Genomic DNA, 19921 nt, shown 5'->3' with positions numbered 1-19921 from the left:
ACCGCCTTATCGGGCGGCCCATTTTGCCGCCGTCGCATCAATACTGAACCCCATATCGAGGATGAGAGAGGCAGGGTCAAGGTTGACCGCCCGCCCATGCCGGACCCGTTCGCTAAGGCTCTGCTGAATTTCGGCCCAGGCGCGTCCGGCAGCCGGGGAGGGACTGAGTCGCGCCAAAAGCTCCGCTTCGCCGGGGGCGGCGGCGGGGGTCATCGGGCCCGTTACACCGGCGCGGGCGAGGCGGGACAGGAACAGTTCAATCAAACCCAGCAGCAGATCGTAGCGGGCGACCGCCTTGGCGCCCACGACGCTTTCGGCAAGCGAGATCAGTTTCGGACGGTCCAGGCCGGGGGACGTGGCGAACAGATCGACAAGAGTCTTGTAGGTTTTCAGCCCATCGAGGTTCAGCAGGCGTATGGCCTCTCCGACCGATCCATCGGCGAGGGCCGCCAAGGATTCGGTGTCGTCAGTCGGCGGTAGATCAGCGGCGCTAAGGGCGCGAGCCATATCGTCAGGTGACAGGCGCGACAGGCGCAGCGTCCGGCAGCGGGATCGGATCGTTGGCAGTAGGCCAGTCGGCTGATGGCTGACCAGCAAAAGCGTCGCGTTCTCTGGCGGTTCTTCCAGCAGTTTCAAAAGCGCGTTGGCCGCGTTGACGTTCATGTCGTCGGCGGCATCGACGATCACAACCCGCCGTCCGCCATCGGCTGCCGACATGGAAAAGAACCCGCGCAGCGCACGGGTTTCATCAACCGTGATCCCTTGCTTGAAGCGGTTCTTCTCATCATCCCACGGCGTGCGCATCAGGTGTAGGCGCGGTTCAGACAGGGCGCGGGTTCGGGCGGCGACGGGATGGTCTGGCGAGATGCTGAGCGTTGTGGGTGCTTCCGTCGCGTCGTCGAACAATCCCGTTTCACCAGCAATCGGTGTCGCCAACAGGAACCGTGCGATGCGCCAAGCGAGCGTTGCTTTGCCAACGCCGCGTGGCCCGCTGATCAGCCACGCGTGATGCAGCCTGTCAGAGCGGTAGGCGTCAAGAAACGCGTCCTCTGCCGCTGTATGACCGAACAGGGTTTTGGTTTCGCGCGGATGCGGTGCGCCTTCGACCCGGTCACTTTCGGGGTTGGGAGAGCCGTCTTTCATGCGAGCAGCGCATCAGCTTTGGCCGCAACGTCCACTGCAACATCCTCCACCGCGCGGGCGCCGTCGATGACGATGCAGCGGTTCGAAAATTCTTCGGCAAGTTTCAGGAAACCGTCGCGCATCTTTCGTTGCAGATCGACGCCAAAGCCCTCGAACCGTTCTTCGGAGGTCTGACGGGACAGCGCGCGCTCCAACCCTACATCAGGGTCCATGTCGATGATGAAGGTCGTATCCGGTTCCCGCCCGATCATCATCTCGTGAAGCGTATCGACCTTGGCCCGCAAATCCCCGCGGGTAATCCCTTGATACAGCCGGGTGGAATCCGCGAACCGATCCGATATCACGATTTTCCCGGCGCGAAGCGCGGGGTCGATTGTCTTTTCCAGATGGTCACGGCGGGCGGCGGTGAACAGCAAAAGCTCCGTCTCGGCGGACCATTTGTCGGGGTCCCCCTCCAGTACCAGAGCGCGAATGTCCTCAGCACCCGGAGAGCCACCGGGTTCGCGGGTCAGAACGACCTTAGCGCCACGATCTTGCAGATGTTGGGCAAGCAGCCTTGCTTGCGTTGATTTGCCGGACCCGTCGATGCCTTCAAAGGTGATAAAGCGCCCCTGCGACATCAATTGAAGCTCACGGCGTCCCCGACCACGTCGCGAAACAATACGCGCGCCGCGGTGCGCAGGCGCGGCACGAACCCGCCCGCGTTGACGGCGCGATCAGCGACCAGCGGAAGGCGGGTTTCAGGCAGGCCATCAAGATGGATCACAAGCTCACCCAGTTGCTGGCCTTCCTCAATCGGGGCTTCGATGGGCGTTGTGTAAACAACTTCTGCCGTGACCCCATCGCGGGACAGGGCAGGGACCAGCAGCGTGTAGTCTTTCGGCGCGATCAGCCCGACCTCGCTCGCGTCGCCAAGCCACACTTCGGCATCCGCGAACTTCGCGCCTTGGGCAATCACCTCGCGTTCGGAGAACTGGCGAAAGGCCCAGTTTACGACACGCTCGGATTCCTCGGCCCGGTCGGTTTCGCTTTGCAGGCCCGTGATGACGAACACAATGCGGCGGGTGCCCTGCGTCGCCGACCCGACAAGCCCATATCCAGCCTCGCTCGTGTGACCGGTTTTCAGGCCGTCTGCGCCGATCCCGAGTTCGAGCAACGGGTTGCGGTTAAAGCGGTTGTCGGGCGCGCGGCCATCGTATCCGAACTCGATCTGGCCGAAATAGCCGTAATATTCCGGGAATTCTTCAATCAGACGTTTTGCGAGGGTGCCGAGGTCGCGCATACTCATCCGTTGTGCCGGGTTCGGCCAGCCAGAGGAGTTGGCGAAGGTGCTGCCCGCCATGCCGAGGTCTTTGGCGCGTTCGTTCATCATGCGCGCAAAGGCATCTTCTGATCCTCCGAGCCCTTCGGCCACCACCACGCAGGCATCGTTGCCCGACTGCACGATAATGCCTTGGATCAGCTCCTCAACCGTTGGGCGGTCGCGTTCCGTCAGGAACATGGTAGAGCCACCCATAGCAGCCGCCCGTGCCGACACTCCGAACCGGGTATCCATCGCCACGCGGCCATCCTGCAACGCCTCAAACAGCATGTTGAGTGTCATCAGCTTTGACATGGATGCAGGGGGAAGCGGCACGTCCGCTTCCTTTTCCAGAAGCACCGTGTTCGTTTTCAGGTCGATCACATATGCCGCTTCCGCCCGCGTCTCAAAGGCGTGGACGGGCAGGATGGTCGCGACGCACGCAATCGCGCTTATCAGGATCGGCAATAGGCGACGTGTCATTGTTGATCGTTATCCCGTGTCTCAGTTGGTTACGAAATAGGCGTCTTCGAAGCCGAGGTTCTTGACCTTCGCCAAAAGCACTTCGCGGTCAGACTCCGACTGTGCGGGCCCGACAACGACGCGCCAGAACGCATTGCCGTTGCTGGATCCCTCGGACACTGTCGGGACAAGCCCGGCCGCGCGCAAGGATGTTGCGGTGCCTTCGGCGTTTTCCTCAACGCTGAAAATTCCGATTTGGATGAACGGCTTACTCAGCGAAGATGATGTGGGTTGGGCAGGCGCCGCTGCTGGCGCGGCCGTGGCAGCTTCAGCGGTCTCTCCGCCCCCATCAATCGCGGCAGAAGCTGCTTCGATCGGATCGATTGTTGTCTGATCAATCTGCTCAGGCGCGCCGAGCGCTGTGGTTGCTGCTTCGGTTTCCACGACCTCAGGCACTTCTTCCTTGTGGAGCGCGACAACACTCAGACTCGCCGGTTGCCCGGCCAGCATTCCAAGCGCCTCAGCTGCGTCGGAGGAGACTTGCAGCGACGGCCCCGGCGTTTCCCGTTCACGTCTGAACAGCGCGCCGACAACGGATTTGCCGGTGCTGCTGTTGCGGATCATCACCCGTTCCGGGTCCGCGACATCAGGATAGGCCACCCAAACGCCGCCAAGCGAGGGGCGTCCGTCCCACAGCCCGTCTTCGGACACCTGAAACACATCCGGTGCTTCGACATCTCGTTCAACGGTTGTGGCTGATCGCGCTGCGGGTGCTCCGTCCGCCGATGCGTCTTGGTTATTCCTTAGGAAATTAAAGCCTCCACCGTCTTCGCAGCCCGCCAATGCGACGACCAAACCCGAAAGTGCCAAAAGCTGTCCCAGCTTTGTTCTTGCCATTTTGCCCCCTTGCAACGCCATTCGCTGCGCGTATTGCCGATTAACGGTCTGATTTGCTCTGCTGGGCTGAAAGGCCAGCGCCCGCGCGCATCTTAGCGTTGCCAATGCCCGTTGGAAAGACCGCCAAGCGACATAGGCAAAATTCCCCGTTGAAATTCCCTTTCAGAATCGGCGTCGGGCGTTTAAGCGAAACCCCGTCGGAGGAGTGGCAGAGTGGTTGAATGCACCGGTCTTGAAAACCGACGTAGGTGAAAGTCTACCGTGGGTTCGAATCCCACCTCCTCCGCCAAACAAGTTTACTATATTTAAAGCATTGTAATATATCAACAAAATTACCACCAATCTCTGATGATTCCACACGCGCTTACCACGCACGTTGCTGAGTGTTTTCGAGATGGACGGCTCAAACAATGGGTTGCAGTTGGTATTTCGGCATCGGAGCCATATTGATCGGTGCTGCGACCGCCTCAGGTGATTTCGAGCGAAGGAAAGCAGACCTAAAGCGGTTTTCGAAAATACACGACGCGGTCAGTTTCGTCGAAGCCCAGGGCTCGGTGAAACGCATGACTTGCTAGGTTCTTGGTGTCGGCGTCAGATGCAAGCTCCGAGCAGCCCATTTTCCGTGCCCAGGATTGAACCGAACCCAACAATGACCGACCGATGCCGGACCCTCGATTTTCGGGACGTACGAAAACACCTTCGAGAAAAGCAACCGGCGACGTCTCGCATCCGTTTACGTGATCATAGCGCAGGGCCGCTTCAGCGAATGCACGGATGCCTGTTCCATCGACGACATCCAAGAAAACGATGCATTCATCAGGAGATTTGGCGAGCATCGCAGTAGCTTCGTCCCGATGTCGGTCGAGCGGAGTATCGTCCCAAAGCTGGGCGCGGAGTTCAACCCAACCATGTAGATCCGAGAAGTTAGCGATCCGTATCGGCATATGCCAAGACTGCGCAATTTTTGGAACGCCGGCAATGTGATACCCAGCCGAAGCAATTCTGGTCGATACCAACGGTAGCTTCGGGCCGTCAGCCGCTAGATATGCCGGATTTTCGACTGATGCCGCGGTGTATCCGACGGCGGCAGAGAGCCCTTAGTGGACGTGACGTATGGTTTTGACAACAAAGAGCGTGTAGCTGCCATGCTTATGGATAATGGTGGCACGATTACAGACCGTTTGATCGCTCAAGCTGGTATTGAGCAGGGCGCAAAGGCATTGGATTTTGGATGCGGTGGCGGCGACGTTACGTTCCGACTAGCTAAGGCAGTTGGGCACAGTGGAGAGGTGCTAGGAATTGATCTGAACTCCGCCGCGTTGCAAGTGGCTCGTCAGACAGCCGAAAATGACGGCGTCAGCAACGTATCTTTCGCAGAACACGACATTAGAATATTCGCAGAGCAGGGAGAGACGTTTGATGTCATTATGTGTCGGCGTGTTCTGATGTATTTACCGCAACAAATTGAAACCACAAAGGCTCTTATCAAGCTATTGAACCCAGATGGGGTTTTCATTGTTCAAGAGCACGATGCATCAATTATGCACGCAAGCACATCGCTGCCGCTTCATCGTCAGGCGCGGTCGTGGATTTGGAGTACCGTTCAGTCCGAAGGCGCAAACATCAACACGGGTTTCGAGCTACATCAAATTCTATCTGCCGCAGGTTGCTCACGCATCACTATTTCTGCTGAAGCGGTGGTGGAAACCCCCACACAAGCGGGTCTGACGGCAGATATTCTGAAAGTGATGTTGCCGCGCATTGAGGCCGCAGGTGTTGCTACAGCGCGTGAAATCGACGTGGAAACGCTGGAACAGCGATTGGCAGAAGAGCGCCGTTCAAGTGGCGCAACGGTTATAGGAGAAATGGTGTTTGGAGCGATCGCGCGACCTTGAGTATTGACGCTATCGCCTCATCGGGTTCGTGGTCCCCAGATCGTTTGCAATATGAGCCCGATGGTAGATTTGACGGGCTGCAACTCAGCATTAAACGATCCGTTCAACGGTAAGAATAGGCCGACACTGATCACACGGTCTTCTCTGCCTGCGAAAACGAAAGTAACTTTTTGCTGTTTTCATCCCATAGGTGCAATCGCGCGTTCGCAATGCTCTCACGGATCGTCATTCGATTGCCGTCCGCAAGGACGGAGTAGTCGCGCAACACTTCAGGCAAGCGGTAGAATGGGATGCGGCTGTAAAGGTGATGGACATGGTGGATGCCAATATTTGCGCTCAACCATTGCAGAACAGGTGGCAACACATAGTGCGAACTTCCGTGTAGGGCGGCATCATGCAAATCCCAATCCTCTTCGGCTTCCCAATGCGTAGTGTCGAATTGATGCTGCACGTAGAACAACCAAAGTCCCGCCGACGCTGCGAGAAGCGTTGAGGGCAGAAAAATCAGCAGGATCGGCATCACGCCGCCAAAATATAGAATTAGCGTCAACGCAGCGAGTATCGCAACATTCGTACACATCGCGCTTATCCAGTACTTCGCCTTGCTCATCAGCCCCAAGGGCAATCGGTTTTGCAAAAAAAACAGATAGCCCGGTCCCAGTCCGAACAATACGATTGGGTGACGATAAAGCCGATAGCCCAAGCGCTTGAGAGGTGTAAGGCCGCGATACTCTGCGACAGTCAACATATGGATATCGCCCATCCCCCTGCGACCAAGATTCCCTGAAGAACTATGGTGAACGGAATGTGACCGTCGCCAGACGTCGTAGGGAGTCAACGTCAGCACCCCAATTGCGCGCCCCAACCAATCGCGCACGACCCGGCTATGGAAAAACGCTCCGTGTCCGCAATCGTGTTGGATTGCAAACAGGCGCAGGAGAAAGGCCGAGTTACAAAGGGATATTGCGAGGGTCAGCCATGCACTGATCGACAACGACCACCACGCTAAAGCCCAAAGCGCCACAAAAGGCCCCAAGGTGACGGCGAGTTCAAATGAACTGCGCAACGTGCTGGGGTCGCGGTAGTTTGCTAGAATCTTTACCCAATCACGCGCATCGCTCATGTCGGGATATTGTCGCGAGGATCGTAAACCATAGAACATGGACCTGCTTTTTTCGATGTTGACGATCTTGATAAACAAAAGCGCACGTTGATCAACGAATAACATTCTTCATGACGTTATTCAGTTCCGTACGTTCCTGTCCGTCGGCAGAGTTTTTGGGTCCAAAGGCGGCCTGAACTAAGAGAGAATCTGGCTCATCTGGTTGGTAGATTTATGCGGCGCACAGGCGGTGATGCAAGCGTCGCGCTTCGAGTGCCTTTCGTTTGATCCTTTCCCTTTGCTTTAGAATGGCTTTGTCGCGCCCGAAGTAAACGTCAGCGGGTGTAACGTTATTGATGCTCTCGTGGTAGCGCTGATGTCAGACAGGTTAGGGCCGCCGCCCTGACATTGTTGTTCAGTGCAACCTATCTTTGGGTCGCGCCTGTCGCGATGCAGGATATGCTGGTGGCCACGACTGCGCTTGATATGTTGCTGGCGGTCAGCGGGGGCGTTTGGGCGGCGCTGTGGCTGATGTATTTCCTGCTACTTTTTGCGCGGTGGCCCATCCAAAGACTGACTGCGTGGAGCACGACCATCACCGGAATTCTCACCGGTTGGCTGCCTGCCATGATGCTTTTGAACGGCGTAAGCTGACCTATCGACGCAATCGAAACGGACGCGAACCGGAGGAACCCAATGCTGAGAGTTGGCGTAATCGGACATGGCGCAATCGCGCAATATTTGGCCGCTGCCTTGCCGGGTATCGGCGCAGAGCTTGTTTTGGCCATCACACGACCCGGACGGGGCGAGGTGGCTAAGAACGCGCTCGGTCCCAACGTCAGAACCGCCGAGGCTTTGGGCCTTGCTCGACCGGATGTGGTCGTCGATTGCGCCGGCCACGAAGGTTTGCGTCAGCATGGCGCCGATATCCTGCGCGCAGGTGTGCCGCTGATTACTGTGTCAATTGGAGCACTGTCTGATGACGCGCTTCATCAGGAACTGACCAAGGCGGCTCAGGTCGGGCGCACCGCATTACATTTGTCGACAGGGGCGATTGGCGGGTTGGATGCCTTGGCCTCGGCACGTGTCGGTTCATTGCAATCGGTGACCTATACCGGGCGCAAACCACCCGCCGGCTGGAAAGGCTCACCCGCCGAGGAGGTGTTAGACCTCGACGCCCTGACCGCCGAAGCGGCTACCCATTTCGAAGGATCAGCCCGGGATGCCGCAGCCCAATATCCAAAAAATGCCAACGTCGCCGCCGCGGTCGCAATCGCCGGGGTCGGGTTCGATAATACACGCGTTTCCCTGATCGCCGATCCGAATGTCCACGCAAACATCCACGAAATCCACGCGACCGGAGACTTCGGTGAACTGACTTTCACGATCTCCGGAAAGACGTTGCCCGGCAACGCCCGAACATCCGCCCTTGCGGCGATGAGTGTCGTAAAAATGGTCGCGGGTCAGAATGCGGCGATTGGGTTCTGAATGGGTGTATTCTCGACATTAGGTCCGCGTTACGCGCCCGCACTCTTCCGGGACTTAAAGGCCACATGGTGCAGGGCTTTGGGAAACCTTCACGGCATCTTGGTTTGTTAGATGAACGACGGGCAAATTTTGGCGTAAAATGTGGAACGCACACCCCTTGATGTTCCAGCGCAAAGCCATCCTACACTCTGTTGTTTGGGTCGATAGTCAGATGATAACTGTGCGAAACTGAGACTCGCTCGGTATTATTCTACGCGGCGCCGGATCTCTTGTTCCATCCTTCGCCCAGATAAGGAACCGGGCCCGGCCCATCCTGCTGGGGCAAACCAAAGCTAAGCCCACGTCCGATCCGGTGGGTCAGGGCAGACCATGATTGCGCCAAGGGCGGGGGTAGCTCTTCCTGAAGCACGGAATCGAAGATCGACAGCCAGACAGGGAAGTGCGCGCTCCTGACGTTGCCCGCCTCTTTATGAACCCGCATCGGGTTGCCGTCATAGCAGCGCTGGAGCAGCAACGCGTTGCGCCAGAACCGCCCGATCTTTTCCTCGTGCGTTGGCCAATCGTCCACATGCGCGGCAAAAATCGGACCAAGGGCCGGATGCGCGCGAACGCGGGCATAGAACCGCGATACGACCCGGTCGATCTGCACTTCGGTCACGGAGATGCGCGGCGGCATGGTCACGCGACGATGATCCAGACGATCACGAGGCCGATCACCAGATAGAAGAGCGTGTTGAAAAACCAGCGGATCAGGCCAGCATCTGCTTCGGGGTCCAACCCCAAGCGTTCGCAGGCTTTGGTTCCGGGCCAGAGAAACGCATCAGACAGTGTCATGGCATAAGTACCTTAATCCGCATTCTGAGTGCGCATTATCTAGCGCTTTTAATTGCGCATTGCAAATGCTAAATATTGGACATGCAATTGGACAAGTTCACTGATTATGCGTTGCGCATTCTGATGACGCTGGCGGTGCGTGACCCGGAGAGACTACCGACGTCAGAGATAGCGGCGATTTTCGGGTTGTCGGAAAACCATCTGTCGAAGGTGGCCACTCAGCTCGCGCGCGAAGGTTTTGTTACGTCGGAGAGGGGCCGCAATGGTGGCCTGACCCTTGCGCGGCCGGCGGATCAGATCGTCGTGGGGGCAGTGGTCCGCGCCGTTAAAAAGGCCCAACCCGTCGTCGAGTGTTTTGGGACGGATCAATCTTGCCTGATCCTGCCCGCCTGCGGTTTGCGCGACCCTCTGGCTCGGGCGCAGGAGGCGTTCTTTGCGACGCTCGACCGCTACACGCTCGCTGATGTGACAAAGTCCCGGCGCGCGCTTGCCACACTATTGGATGGTTGATGAGCTGCGCATTTCCAGAGGATGATTAAGCCCTTTATGTCTTCGGCAGAAATCGACGTTTAGGTCCCATAGATCAACGGAAATTTGTCGCTGACAAATCTATCGCCAGGCTGCAGGGCAGGGTCTTCCAACCACGGCGCAACCCCTTGGTCGGGTCGGTAGACTGCGCCCTTGGTCGCATAGCGCACTGCATAGGCGCGGCGCCGGCGTGTGGATGTTCGATTGCCCTTGGCAGAATGCACAATAAAACCGTCGAAGGCTAACATATCGCCAGGTTCCATATCCCAGGATACAATCCGATGTTGATCCCGTTCAGCCTCAAAATCGGGCATGTCGGAATACTGCGGGTCGTCGATGTTGAGGTATTCTTTGAACCCGCCATTTTGGTCAGTTAAAAAGGGACGATATTTCTTGCCCCATGCGTGACTGCCGGGAATGAACTCCATTGCACCATTATCGGCATCTACGTGATCCAGCGCGATCCAGGTGCTCATGATGGGGCCGGCGATGGGCCAGTAGGGCTGATCGGTGTGCCAGCCGGTTTGGGTTTTGGTGCCCGGTTCCTTCACAAACATCTGGTCAAACACCAGTGAAGTGAAGGGGGAGTCGACCAGATCCGCCACTATCCGACCGATACCCGAATGCAGACAGAAGTCCTGAAATCCACCAGGCTCGGTACGCATGTTGCGATTGGCGAAATAGCGGATACCTTTGGCGACCTGCAATTCAATCGCGGAACGCAAAATCTCTATCCAATGGTCTGTTAGAGCCTTGCGGATCACCACGACTCCATCGCGCTGATAGTCATTGCGCAGGTCTTTGACGTTCTTAATCAGTTTCTCGTGCATGGCATCCTCTTCTCCGGAAGCATATCAAAACTGATCTGCGAAATGTCGATTTGGCAAACTAATTCTATGTCGGGGCGAAGTCCTGCCCGCTTTTCTGCTGACCTTGTTTCGTTTGCATGCATTTTTTGGAGTATCAAATCGACGAAACAGCGCATGATATCCCTATTATCCTACATAGAAATGCGGGTAGAGAATGCCTGCATAATCCCGCGAAGCGTAAATTCATCTAAACCAAGAATTTACAAATGTGGTGAATGGCCGGTCTGGTGAAGCCGCGCTGCAGCGCTTTCCGATTTCCAAGGTCAGGAAAGGGCCGGTCATTACGGTAAGTACAAGTATGGACATTGCGGGAACCTGCAACAGGATCCTGCTCCGTCTCATCTGGTCTGATGAGTCACCTCTCACCAGTCCGTTCCTGGCGCTACGATGAACAGGGTCCTTCATTCGGTCTGGCAGGCGTTCCTGTATTCGATGGGGGACTGCCCGTAGACGCGCTGAAATTCTCGGTAAAAATTGGACCGCGCCATAAATCCGGATTGCTCGGCGATTTTGGTGACACTCTCGCCGCTGGTGACAAGTAGGTCGGATGCGTGCGCCAGCCGAAACTCATTCACATATTGTGAAACATTCATCCCGCGCGCTCTGTTGATCGCGCCGGATACGCTCCGCGCGGGGAGGTGCAAGCGTTTGGCGAGCCGTTGAACGGTGAGGTTTGGGTCGAGGAATAGCTGATCCTCATCCATCAGCGTGCGCACCTTCGCTTCGATCTGCGCGTCATCTGTGCCGGACTCCGGTGCTGGGGGCGCAGATGAACCGGATCGGGCAAGCATCGGCGGCAATGCGATGACGATAGCAAGCAGAACAAGGATCAACGGAACCGTGCCGTAGGAGATTAGCGCAGTTGCATTGGCACCGCGGTTCATTGCAAAATCAAGCGCGATTGCGCTGTCGAGAACCAGTATGAAGACAAACAGGCCCATCCCCCGCACGATCCAACTGGACAAGCTGCGCGTGACGTCGATCCGGGCGTAGATCAGCGCATCGGGCCCTTTTCGCCAAAGCTGAAATAGCGCGATGACGTAGGACAAATAGCTGCCGCTGATGACCCAATCGAGGTGGCGCAGGTCTTCTACCAAAAGCCAGAACAACGTCATGACCAAGACTGGTGCCCCGAGGTGGAACAGGGCGCGTTTCAGCAATCCGCGTTTCCCGACTGTCATTGCGGCAAAGCCGAGATACATTAGAGGCCCAAGGAATAGCGGGAGCGTGCGCTGGAGTGGGATCAACGCCTCAACGCCGTAGCCAAAGCGCAGACCCACCAACAGTGCCTCGACAGCGCAAAGGACAAACAGCGCCGAGAACAACTGCTCGCCCGGATGGTTCCCAGTTCCAACCGCCAAACCAGCACCGCGACCACGCCGCATAGCAATGCGGTAATCATTGGCAGTGGAAAATTGACCAGTGTGGGGCCGTCCATCTGTCCTCTTTCTGTCCGGATCTGTCCTGCATCAGGATCAAGGACAGGTATAGGCAGCGCAACCCGTTGTTTCAATTCGGTTTGCCGCACAGGTTCGGAAGGGTCAGAAATCAAAAAAGTCGGAGCGTTCGATGAAACACTTTCCCTTCGTAGTTGCCGCGGTTGCTGCCGCATTCACTGTTTCGGCACAGGCCGAAACCTACCAATCCGCCATGACCGCCCTTGAAATCGCCGACCCTGATGGCGACCGGAATCTTGAGGGCTTCCTTTGGTATCCGACGGATGCCGAGGGGCCGCTGACCTATGATTTCGAAAGCGAGGTCTGGGCTGGAACGCGCGTGGTCAAAGATGCCGACGTGGCGGAGGGAGCTTTCCCGTTAGTGGTCCTGTCGCACGGAATGTTCGGCAATGCGCTAAACCAAGCGTGGTTCGCGGGGGCATTGGCGAAGGAAGAGCCCGGCGACGAAATCATTTGTATGAATGGTGGTGAGCAACGGGCGGCTAAGCACGATATGATAGTAGATGCCGTTTTGAACTTCTTTGCGCAGTGATGAAACGCACCAAGACCGGGGCGATGTAACCCCTCCGGTCTTGGCAGTTCACATTTGCACGCTTGCGATGAGGTAACTCGCCATTCCGTAAAGTGTTAGCTGGCTGAGGCTCATAGTTATCCCAAGACCTCCTGCATTCGCCGTGAGGTAGATATAGACCCGCCTATCCGCGATCCGATAGGGACCGTTCCCAAAGTGTGCGGTTTCGGCCCGCAACAGCGGCTTTAGGACGATGATCCATAATTCGGCCAAGTATCAGACAACCGGTAGCCCTCTGGCCACGGATCATCCGGGTCAAGCATGTGCTGGTGTGTTCCCGTGATCCATCCGCGCCCGGTAATTTCCGGAATAATCGCGGGCGTATCACCGACCATCGCAGTATCTACGATCTTGCCCTGAAATTCGGAGTCGATGATTGAGCGGATGGTGAGGGTCTCTCCGACCTCCATCAAACCGGAGGCGTGCAGCAGGGCCATGCGGGCAGATCCTGCCGTGCCGGTTGGTGACCGATCAATCTTTCCGGGCTGGATCGCGACGGCAGCTTTGGTCGTGAGGTGGGCGCCCTGACGTTCTAACGGGCCAGCGAAAAGGCAGAACGAAAAATGCGCCCATTCCGGGTTTTCCGGGTGGTGAAATCGTAGCTGCCGGTTCGCGGCGTTGGTGATCCGAACGCCAAGTTCCGCGAGTTGCCCGGCCTCATGCGCGATTAGATCGAAGCCAAGTGATTCCGCGTCCACCACGACACAGCTATCCCCGCCATAGGCCGTATCGACGGAGAGCCTGCCTAGGCCGGGAACGTCCAGAGTAGCCCCAATTTCTCCGGTGAAGGACGGTAGGTTTTGCACCGTTATACTCTGCGCTTTCCCGTCGCGGCATTCGGCGCGGACGCGGATCAGGCCGCCGGGCGCTTCGAGGACCAGCTCGGTCACAGGCTCCTCCATTGGAATAATGCCGCTATCCAGCAACACGGTCGCAACGCAGATGGAGTTTGACCCAGACATTGGCGGGGTGTCCTCCGGCTCCATGATAATCCAGCCCATTTGCGCGTCCGGATGCTTTGGTGGGACGAGCAGGTTGACGTGGCGAAACACTCCGCCCCTTGGTTCATTCAGAACGAAATTGCGCAGGGTCTGATCTTTGGCGATCCAATTGCGCTGCTCCCATAGCGTTTCGCCGGGCGGGGGCGCGACGCCGCCCACGATGACGTCCCCCACTTCGCCCTCTGCATGGCAGGAAACGACGTGAATTGTCTTGATGCTCCGCATTGGCGAACCTGTCTGATGAAAGAAACCCTGCGTCGAACAGAGCCACGGCGCGCGGCGAAGTCAATGGCCGGCTTTCGATCTGATGTGATGTTGGATCGGGGCCAATCGCCCATTGGATCAAGCTGTTCTTGATGGTGGAACCGCAACAATGCGGTGACTTTTTCGCCCGAAAGTTGTAGATGGGTCAGGCTTCGCAATGGCCGCGACATTATCGGAATTCATCCCGCGTGGCAGGTATTGGTAAATCGTATTCTGATTGCTGGCCCGACTATGGGCGAGCAACGAGTGTAAAGACTGCTGTGCAATTTCAACTGAATTACAGATGGAGTATATTATGGTTTGGGCCCTCAGATTGAATGTGACCAACGGTACTGACAGGGAACTGACAGTTAGTGCGCCGGACCTGAAATGGGGCTGGTGGTACACGGACAACACCGACGATAAGAAGCCGGTGAGCATCGCACCTGGGGAGACGGCCTATGCGCTGGGTATCCGCGCGTCGCGCGGCACTTGGACCGGCTATGAGTGTTCGTGCACTTGGCTTGACAAAACCAAACCATCTTATGGCGCGGTGTCGATATATGTCGATGTGCCTTACGTCGGGAACTCATCAGGTATTTTCAATACCTCTGGCCTCTATAGCCAAGAGGGATGGACGCCCCTGGAAAAGAAATCGAGCAGCTTCACCAGGAACGTAACGATCACCGCGATGATGGGCGCCTTGCAGGTCGAACGAGACGATACTCTTCGGGAAGACGAGGAAGACGCCGACTACGTTCGTTACATGGAAATGGAACTTGCCTCGAACCTCCTCTTCCAGAATTGGTCCGAACTTGAAGCGCTCGAGGAAGTCGATCAGTTCGATGCCGCAGCCGCGATGCCGGATAAATATATGTATCCGCCCAAGGAATTCTTTATCGCGCGCGGCGAAATCGCTGAGATTGAGAAATCGGACTGGCCCGGCGTCGGGGATAGCGTGTACAGCAATAACTACGCGAAACAGAGTTACGTCGATCGTTACTTTGCCGTTCCGGTTTATTCGATCAATACCAACCCTCGCGCGACCGAGCCTGTTCCGGCTGGCGTTCGCAAAACGACGATGCGCTATGCCGAAGTGGTATCGACGATCCATTCGACACTGGAAACCAATCTCTCGATCAAGACATCGCTTGAAGCGGAAGCGTCGGATAAAATCAGCGGTCAACGGGTCGCCGCTAAGCTGGAAAGCGATTTCAGTATTCGTAACGTGTTAGAAGAATCCACGACGCGCATCGACAAGGAAGAAACCAAGATTGAGATTGAACCGGCCGACTATGACCGACTTTTTGTTCCGTGGGTTTTTTCAACGACAGTCGCGATCTACTGCCAGACCAAAAAGGGTGAGTTTCGCTTGGTTGCAATATCACAATGGGCGGTCGAACAACTCTACCGAACTTATAAGGTTTGAACTCCGCAACAGAGAACGGAGGTCGTTCCACCGCCCGGCGAAACCTTCCGAAAGCCGTCGTAACGCGCCACCCCTATGCTGCGGTGCCGCGAAGAATTGGGTAGCCATAGGCGGTGTAAATCGATCAGATGCAAGGCAGTGAGTCCGTCCGCGAGAGGGGGATTAGCGGCTTGGCCGCTGTTTTCATTAGGGAGTTAGAAAAATGAACAAGATACATATTCTCGGCGCTGCTGCTGTGGCCGCGTTGACATTCTCAGCACTGCCGTCGGTGGCCCAAGACTGCCCGCGGGGCGATCTGGATGACCGCTATTGCGATGCGGACGGCGATTTGATCGCAGATATTCCGACAGATCCAGCGGACCTGATTGACCCCGACACTCTGATCTTTGCCTATACGCCGGTCGAAGACCCGGCGGTCTATGAAACCGCATGGGCCGATTTTTTGACCCATCTGGAGGAGGCAACAGGGAAAGAGGTCGTGTTCTTCCCGGTTCAGAACAACGCAGCCCAGATTGAGGCGATGCGGTCCGGGCGCCTGCATATTGCGGGCTTTAACACGGGGTCCAATCCGCTTGCGGTTAATTGCGCGGGTTTCCGTCCGTTCACGATCATGGCGGGCGAAGATGGGTCGTTTGGCTACGAAATGGAAATCCTGACCCACCCGGACTCCGGCATCGAGAAGGTTGAGGATATTCGTGGCGGCCAGATGGCATTTACCTCTGAAACCTCCAATTCGGGCTTCAAGGCACCATCGGCAATCCTCGCGTCCGAGTTTGGGATGAGCGCGGGCGACGATTTCGAACCGGTCTTCTCGGGCAAGCACGACAACTCCATCCTTGGTGTTGCCAATCAAGACTATCCGGCGGCGGCCATCGCGAATTCGGTGCTGGCGCGGATGTTGGAGCGTGATGTGGTTTCTGAAGATCAGCTTGTCTCGATCTACAAATCCCAGACCTTCCCGACGACAGGCTACGGCACGGCGCACAATCTGACGCCGGAACTGCAGCAGAAAATCCGCGATGCGTTTTTCTCGTTCGAATGGGAAGGCACATCGCTTGAGGAGGAGTTTGAGAAGAACGGCGAAGCGCAGTTCCTTGAGATGACTTATCAGGACTTCTGGTCCGTTATTCGCACCATTGATGAGGCCAACGGCGTCTCATACGAGTGTTCGTAACAGGCAAGGTCGGGGTGATCTCCGGCTGACGTTTTGGCGGGCGGCGGCCTTGGCTGCCGTCCGTCGGTATATCGAAGGAACACTAATGCTGCGGCTCGATGCACTGACAAAGACCTATAAGACGGGCGATAAGGCACTGACAGCCGTTGATCTGAGCGTGCCATCCGGTCAGGTGATCGCCCTGATTGGCCCCTCCGGCGCGGGGAAGTCCACGCTGATCCGCTGTATCAACCGGCTGGTCGAACCGACCTCGGGCGAGGTGATGCTGGGTGATGTGAACCTAACCAGCCTAAAGCCCGCTGCGCTGCGTCGGGAACGGCGGCGCATGGGGATGATCTTTCAGGAATACGCGCTGGTGGAGCGTCTGACGGTGATGGAAAACGTCCTGTCCGGTCGGCTTGGTTATGTCGGGTTCTGGCGTGCCTTGACCCGCCGGTTTCCGCAAACAGACGTTGATGAAGCGTTTCGCCTGCTTGACCGGGTGGGGCTTTTGCACATGGCCGACAAGCGGGCGGACCAATTGTCGGGCGGGCAACGGCAACGTGTCGGGATCTGCCGGGCGCTGATCCAGGACCCGGCCCTGCTGCTGGTTGATGAGCCGACGGCGTCGCTCGACCCAAAGACGTCGCGCCAGATAATGCGCCTGATTTGCGAGCTGTGCGCTGAGCGCGACCTGGCCGCGATTATCAATATTCACGATGTGGCGCTTGCCCAGATGTTCGTCGCGCGTGTCATCGGCCTGCGCTTTGGCGAGATTGTCTATGACGGCGCCCCGGACGGCCTGACCCCGGAACAGCTGACCGAAATTTACGGCGAAGAGGATTGGGAGGCGACCATCGAAACCGTCGATGATGACGACGACTCAATTGAGGCCGCCGAATGAGCAGTTTTGCCGAGGGCGAAACCCTCCGTGAACTCGACGACATGCTCGGCACCGGCTGGCGGCGACCGCCGCTGGTAAAGCGGGTTTGGCTGCGGTGGACGTTGCTGATCGGGTTCGCGATTTATCTTGTCGCCGCGATTGCCAGCGTCGAGGTGAACTGGTCCCGCGTCTATGAGGGGCTAGACCGCGGTGCGGCGTTCGTCATGGCGTTTGCCCAGCCGGACATCGTCAGCCGCGCCGATGCGATCTGGGACGGTATTGTCGAAAGCATTGTCATGACGGTCGCTTCGTCTGTCGTTGGCATCCTGATTTCGATTCCCATCGCGCTTGGCGCTGCGCGCAATATCGCGCCCTTGCCAATCTACCTAATCTGTCGTGGGATCATCGCCGTTTCGCGCGCGTTGCAGGAAATCATCGTCGCGATCCTGTTGGTCGCGATCTTTGGCTTTGGTCCGCTCGCGGGGTTTTTGACGCTGTCTTTCGCGACCATCGGGTTCCTGTCAAAACTGCTGGCTGAGGATATCGAAAGCATGGATCGGTCACAGGCCGAAGCCGTGCGCGCGACCGGTGCGCGTTGGTCGCAATGGATCGACTACGGGGTGAAACCGCAGGTGATCCCGCGCCTGATCGGTTTGTCGATCTACCGCGTCGATATCAATTTCCGCGAAAGCGCGATCCTTGGCCTTGTTGGGGCGGGCGGTATTGGGGCGACGTTGAACACCGCCTTTGACCGCTACGAATACGACACAGCGGCGGCGATCCTTTTGATCATAATCGGCATCGTCATGGCCCTTGAATATATCAGCGGCGTGATCCGCGCGCGGGTGCAATAAGATGCCCGTCATCGACACGGCCGAAGGCCCGATCTGGCGCCTGCGCAACCGGCGTGAAACGCTGACGCAGTGGTTCGTCTGGCTGCTTGGCCTGGCGATTTTCCTTTGGTGCTGGAGTCGTATATCGGACGCGACGACGTGGTTTTTCGTTTGGGACGCTCCCAATATCGCGAGCGATATTCTGGGCCGCGCAACTCCGCCGCGCTGGTCTTATATCGACCGCCTCTGGCTGCCGATCTGGGACACGCTGAACATCGCGACCCTTGGCACGATTGGCGCGTTGATCCTCGCAGTCCCGGTTGCTTTTCTGGCCGCCCGCAATACGACCCCGTCAAGGATGTTCATCCGGCCTGTCGCGCTTCTGATTATCGTGTCGACCCGTTCGATCAACTCACTGATCTGGGCGCTGCTGCTTATCGCGATCATCGGGCCGGGGGTTTTTGCGGGCATCGTCGCCATAGCGATCCGCTCCATCGGGTTCTGCGCAAAACTTCTCTACGAAGCGATTGAGGAAATCGACCATAGTCAGGTTGAGGCGATCACCGCGACCGGCGCATCCCGCTGGCAGGTGATGGCTTACGGCATCGTGCCACAGATCATGCCCGCCTTCGCCGGGATCGCCGTGTTCCGCTGGGATATTAACATCCGCGAGTCGACCGTTCTGGGGCTGGTAGGGGCCGGCGGGATCGGGCTGCAACTACAGGCGTCGCTGAACACGCTGGCGTGGCCGCAGGTGTCCCTGATCCTGATCGTCATCCTTGCCGCCGTTGTCATCTCGGAGTGGGTGTCAGCCAAGGTGCGCGGAGCGATCATCTGACCCACGGACCGATCTTTGACGGCTATGAGGCGGTGCGCCACCGTTTGCCCGATGCCGGTCCCGGTGGGCATTGCACGCCCGCGCGGGATTTGTCAGAGATCGCAGACCTTTACGATGTTTTCCTGCTCGACGCGTTCGGCGTCCTCAACATCGGCGAAACCGCCATTCCGGGCGCGCCCGAACGGATCGCTGACCTGCAAGCGGCAGGTAAGCGCGTTCTTGTCGTCTCCAACGCGGCGGGGTTCCCGCATAGCAAGCTGATGGAGAAATACGCACGCCTTGGCTACGATTTCGCCCCGGACGACGTGATCACCAGCCGCAAGGCGCTTTTGGCCGCACTCGGACGCGACAGCACCTATTGGGGCGTGATGGCGAATCCGGAACTGGGTCGCGAAGACCTTGAGGGGCTGCCGTTCGACTTTCTCGAAGACGATCCGGCCCTTTACGGCTCCGTCCAAGGCTTTCTTCTGATCGGAAGCGCGGCGTGGACCGAGCACAGGCAGATGCTGTTGGAAGACGCGCTACGCACCCATCCACGCCCCGTCCACATCGGCAATCCCGACATCGCCGCCCCCCGCGAAGACGGACCATCGCGCGAACCGGGGCATTGGGCCCATCGCCTTGCCGACAGAACGGGGGTGGAGCCTGTTTTTCATGGAAAACCCTACAGGGGCATATACGATCTTGCCTTCGCCCGCCTTGAAAAAGCGCCCGGACGGCGGGCCGTAATGGTGGGGGACAGCCTGCACACCGACATCCTAGGCGGGCAGGTGGCGGGGACGGCGACGGCTCTGATCGTGTCACACGGATTGTTGCGGTCTGCGGATGTTGACGTCGCCATCGACGAAAGTGGAATCCGGCCCGACCACGTTTTGACTTCGACGTAAGTCGGTGGAACGGGCGAGACCCTGCCCGAAAATACCGTTCGTCCAAACAATTTGGCGTTTCACAACTTCGGCGGGTATCATTCCCATCACTCAATATAGCTCAACAGG

22 protein-coding genes, 1 tRNA gene and 1 pseudogene are annotated in these 19921 nt (G+C 57.6%); 12 read left to right on the top strand and 12 right to left on the bottom strand.

Annotated features, from left to right (window positions below; all coding sequences use genetic code 11):
* Positions 1–6: 6 nt before the first annotated feature.
* The 4 genes from ACEWPJ_RS11200 to ACEWPJ_RS11185 are packed head-to-tail and all read right to left on the bottom strand — an operon-like array spanning position 7 to position 3802.
* A complete protein-coding gene (locus ACEWPJ_RS11200) occupies positions 7–1143 on the bottom strand; it encodes a DNA polymerase III subunit delta' (RefSeq protein WP_416513154.1) in 1137 nt (378 codons plus the stop codon).
* Complete coding sequence (gene tmk, locus ACEWPJ_RS11195) at positions 1140–1763, bottom strand: dTMP kinase (protein ID WP_416513153.1); 624 nt, start codon at positions 1761–1763, stop codon at positions 1140–1142. The genes ACEWPJ_RS11200 and tmk overlap by 4 nt, the downstream gene beginning before the upstream one ends.
* Positions 1763–2926 (bottom strand): D-alanyl-D-alanine carboxypeptidase family protein, encoded by a 1164-nt coding sequence (locus ACEWPJ_RS11190; RefSeq protein ID WP_416513152.1) that lies wholly within the window; start codon positions 2924–2926, stop codon positions 1763–1765. Before ACEWPJ_RS11190 ends, tmk begins: the two co-directional genes overlap by 1 nt.
* 21 nt (positions 2927–2947) lie before the next feature.
* Positions 2948–3802, bottom strand: a complete 855-nt coding sequence (locus tag ACEWPJ_RS11185) for an SPOR domain-containing protein (protein ID WP_416513151.1) — start codon at positions 3800–3802, stop codon at positions 2948–2950.
* Between the two features lie 199 nt (positions 3803–4001).
* On the opposite strand from ACEWPJ_RS11185, the gene ACEWPJ_RS11180 reads away from it, so the two are divergent.
* Positions 4002–4091, top strand: a tRNA-Ser gene (locus tag ACEWPJ_RS11180).
* Between the two features lie 208 nt (positions 4092–4299).
* On the opposite strand, the gene aac(6') is transcribed toward ACEWPJ_RS11180, so the two are convergent.
* Positions 4300–4746 carry an aminoglycoside 6'-N-acetyltransferase gene (gene aac(6') / locus ACEWPJ_RS11175; RefSeq protein WP_416513150.1) on the bottom strand — a complete coding sequence of 149 codons (447 nt, stop codon included), beginning with the start codon at positions 4744–4746 and terminating at the stop codon, positions 4300–4302.
* Between the two features lie 156 nt (positions 4747–4902).
* On the opposite strand from aac(6'), the gene ACEWPJ_RS11170 reads away from it, so the two are divergent.
* Positions 4903–5697, top strand: a complete 795-nt coding sequence (locus tag ACEWPJ_RS11170; protein ID WP_416513149.1) for a class I SAM-dependent methyltransferase — start codon at positions 4903–4905, stop codon at positions 5695–5697.
* Between the two features lie 130 nt (positions 5698–5827).
* Here ACEWPJ_RS11170 and ACEWPJ_RS11165 read toward each other — a convergent pair whose 3' ends face one another.
* On the bottom strand, positions 5828–6859 hold the full coding sequence (locus ACEWPJ_RS11165) for a fatty acid desaturase (RefSeq protein WP_416513563.1): 1032 nt from the start codon (positions 6857–6859) through the stop codon (positions 5828–5830).
* A 172-nt stretch (positions 6860–7031) separates the two neighbouring features.
* A pseudogene (locus tag ACEWPJ_RS11160) lies at positions 7032–7178 on the bottom strand (IS3 family transposase); the annotation flags it as partial.
* Positions 7179–7210: 32 nt separating this feature from the next.
* Between ACEWPJ_RS11160 and ACEWPJ_RS11155 the strand changes: the two are divergent.
* Together ACEWPJ_RS11155 and ACEWPJ_RS11150 are read left to right on the top strand one after the other, a co-directional pair.
* Complete coding sequence (locus ACEWPJ_RS11155; RefSeq protein ID WP_416513148.1) at positions 7211–7453, top strand: AmiS/UreI family transporter; 243 nt, start codon at positions 7211–7213, stop codon at positions 7451–7453.
* Positions 7454–7495: 42 nt separating this feature from the next.
* Entirely contained in the window at positions 7496–8287 is a 792-nt protein-coding gene (locus ACEWPJ_RS11150; protein ID WP_416513147.1) for an aspartate dehydrogenase, read from the top strand.
* 250 nt (positions 8288–8537) lie between these two features.
* Here ACEWPJ_RS11150 and ACEWPJ_RS11145 read toward each other — a convergent pair whose 3' ends face one another.
* The gene (locus ACEWPJ_RS11145; protein ID WP_416513146.1) at positions 8538–8963 is read right to left on the bottom strand and encodes a group III truncated hemoglobin; all 426 of its coding nucleotides are present in this window, start codon (positions 8961–8963) and stop codon (positions 8538–8540) included.
* Between the two features lie 2 nt (positions 8964–8965).
* Positions 8966–9121, bottom strand: coding sequence for a hypothetical protein (locus tag ACEWPJ_RS11140; RefSeq protein ID WP_416513145.1), 156 nt, complete (start codon positions 9119–9121; stop codon positions 8966–8968).
* Between the two features lie 81 nt (positions 9122–9202).
* Here ACEWPJ_RS11140 and ACEWPJ_RS11135 point away from each other — a divergent pair, with 81 nt between their 5' ends.
* A complete protein-coding gene (locus tag ACEWPJ_RS11135) occupies positions 9203–9631 on the top strand; it encodes an RrF2 family transcriptional regulator (protein WP_416513144.1) in 429 nt (142 codons plus the stop codon).
* A gap of 59 nt (positions 9632–9690) precedes the next feature.
* On the opposite strand, the gene ACEWPJ_RS11130 is transcribed toward ACEWPJ_RS11135, so the two are convergent.
* Both ACEWPJ_RS11130 and ACEWPJ_RS11125 read right to left on the bottom strand, forming a co-directional pair.
* Positions 9691–10479, bottom strand: coding sequence for a phytanoyl-CoA dioxygenase family protein (locus tag ACEWPJ_RS11130; RefSeq protein WP_416513143.1), 789 nt, complete (start codon positions 10477–10479; stop codon positions 9691–9693).
* 440 nt (positions 10480–10919) lie between these two features.
* A complete protein-coding gene (locus ACEWPJ_RS11125; RefSeq protein WP_416513142.1) occupies positions 10920–11903 on the bottom strand; it encodes a helix-turn-helix transcriptional regulator in 984 nt (327 codons plus the stop codon).
* Positions 11904–12087: 184 nt separating this feature from the next.
* Between ACEWPJ_RS11125 and ACEWPJ_RS11120 the strand changes: the two genes are divergently transcribed.
* Positions 12088–12507, top strand: a complete 420-nt coding sequence (locus tag ACEWPJ_RS11120; RefSeq protein ID WP_416513141.1) for a hypothetical protein — start codon at positions 12088–12090, stop codon at positions 12505–12507.
* 224 nt (positions 12508–12731) lie between these two features.
* Here the strand turns inward: ACEWPJ_RS11120 and ACEWPJ_RS11115 are convergent, their stop codons facing one another.
* The gene (locus ACEWPJ_RS11115) at positions 12732–13772 is read right to left on the bottom strand and encodes a trans-3-hydroxy-L-proline dehydratase (protein WP_416513140.1); all 1041 of its coding nucleotides are present in this window, start codon (positions 13770–13772) and stop codon (positions 12732–12734) included.
* 334 nt (positions 13773–14106) lie between these two features.
* Here ACEWPJ_RS11115 and ACEWPJ_RS11110 point away from each other — a divergent pair, with 334 nt between their 5' ends.
* From ACEWPJ_RS11110 to ACEWPJ_RS11085, 6 genes are all read left to right on the top strand, one after another.
* Positions 14107–15219 carry a hypothetical protein gene (locus tag ACEWPJ_RS11110; RefSeq protein WP_416513139.1) on the top strand — a complete coding sequence of 371 codons (1113 nt, stop codon included), beginning with the start codon at positions 14107–14109 and terminating at the stop codon, positions 15217–15219.
* Between the two features lie 202 nt (positions 15220–15421).
* Entirely contained in the window at positions 15422–16393 is a 972-nt protein-coding gene (phnD, locus tag ACEWPJ_RS11105) for a phosphate/phosphite/phosphonate ABC transporter substrate-binding protein (RefSeq protein ID WP_416513138.1), read from the top strand.
* A gap of 85 nt (positions 16394–16478) precedes the next feature.
* Complete coding sequence (gene phnC, locus ACEWPJ_RS11100) at positions 16479–17276, top strand: phosphonate ABC transporter ATP-binding protein (protein ID WP_416513137.1); 798 nt, start codon at positions 16479–16481, stop codon at positions 17274–17276.
* Positions 17273–18109 carry a phosphonate ABC transporter, permease protein PhnE gene (gene phnE, locus ACEWPJ_RS11095; protein ID WP_416513136.1) on the top strand — a complete coding sequence of 279 codons (837 nt, stop codon included), beginning with the start codon at positions 17273–17275 and terminating at the stop codon, positions 18107–18109. The genes phnC and phnE (ACEWPJ_RS11095) overlap by 4 nt, the downstream gene beginning before the upstream one ends.
* A 1-nt stretch (position 18110) precedes the next feature.
* Positions 18111–18926: a phosphonate ABC transporter, permease protein PhnE gene (gene phnE / locus ACEWPJ_RS11090; RefSeq protein WP_416513135.1), complete on the top strand. Its 816-nt coding sequence runs from the start codon at positions 18111–18113 to the stop codon at positions 18924–18926.
* The gene (locus tag ACEWPJ_RS11085) at positions 18890–19813 is read left to right on the top strand and encodes an HAD-IIA family hydrolase (protein WP_416513134.1); all 924 of its coding nucleotides are present in this window, start codon (positions 18890–18892) and stop codon (positions 19811–19813) included. The genes phnE (ACEWPJ_RS11090) and ACEWPJ_RS11085 overlap by 37 nt, the downstream gene beginning before the upstream one ends.
* Positions 19814–19921 lie beyond the last annotated feature (108 nt).

Origin of the sequence: Aliiroseovarius sp. YM-037, assembly GCF_048060095.1 — a bacterium.
GTDB lineage: Bacteria > Pseudomonadota > Alphaproteobacteria > Rhodobacterales > Rhodobacteraceae > JBLUOA01.
Note: the sequence above shows the minus strand (reverse complement) of the source record. Positions and strands in the feature narration are given on the sequence as shown.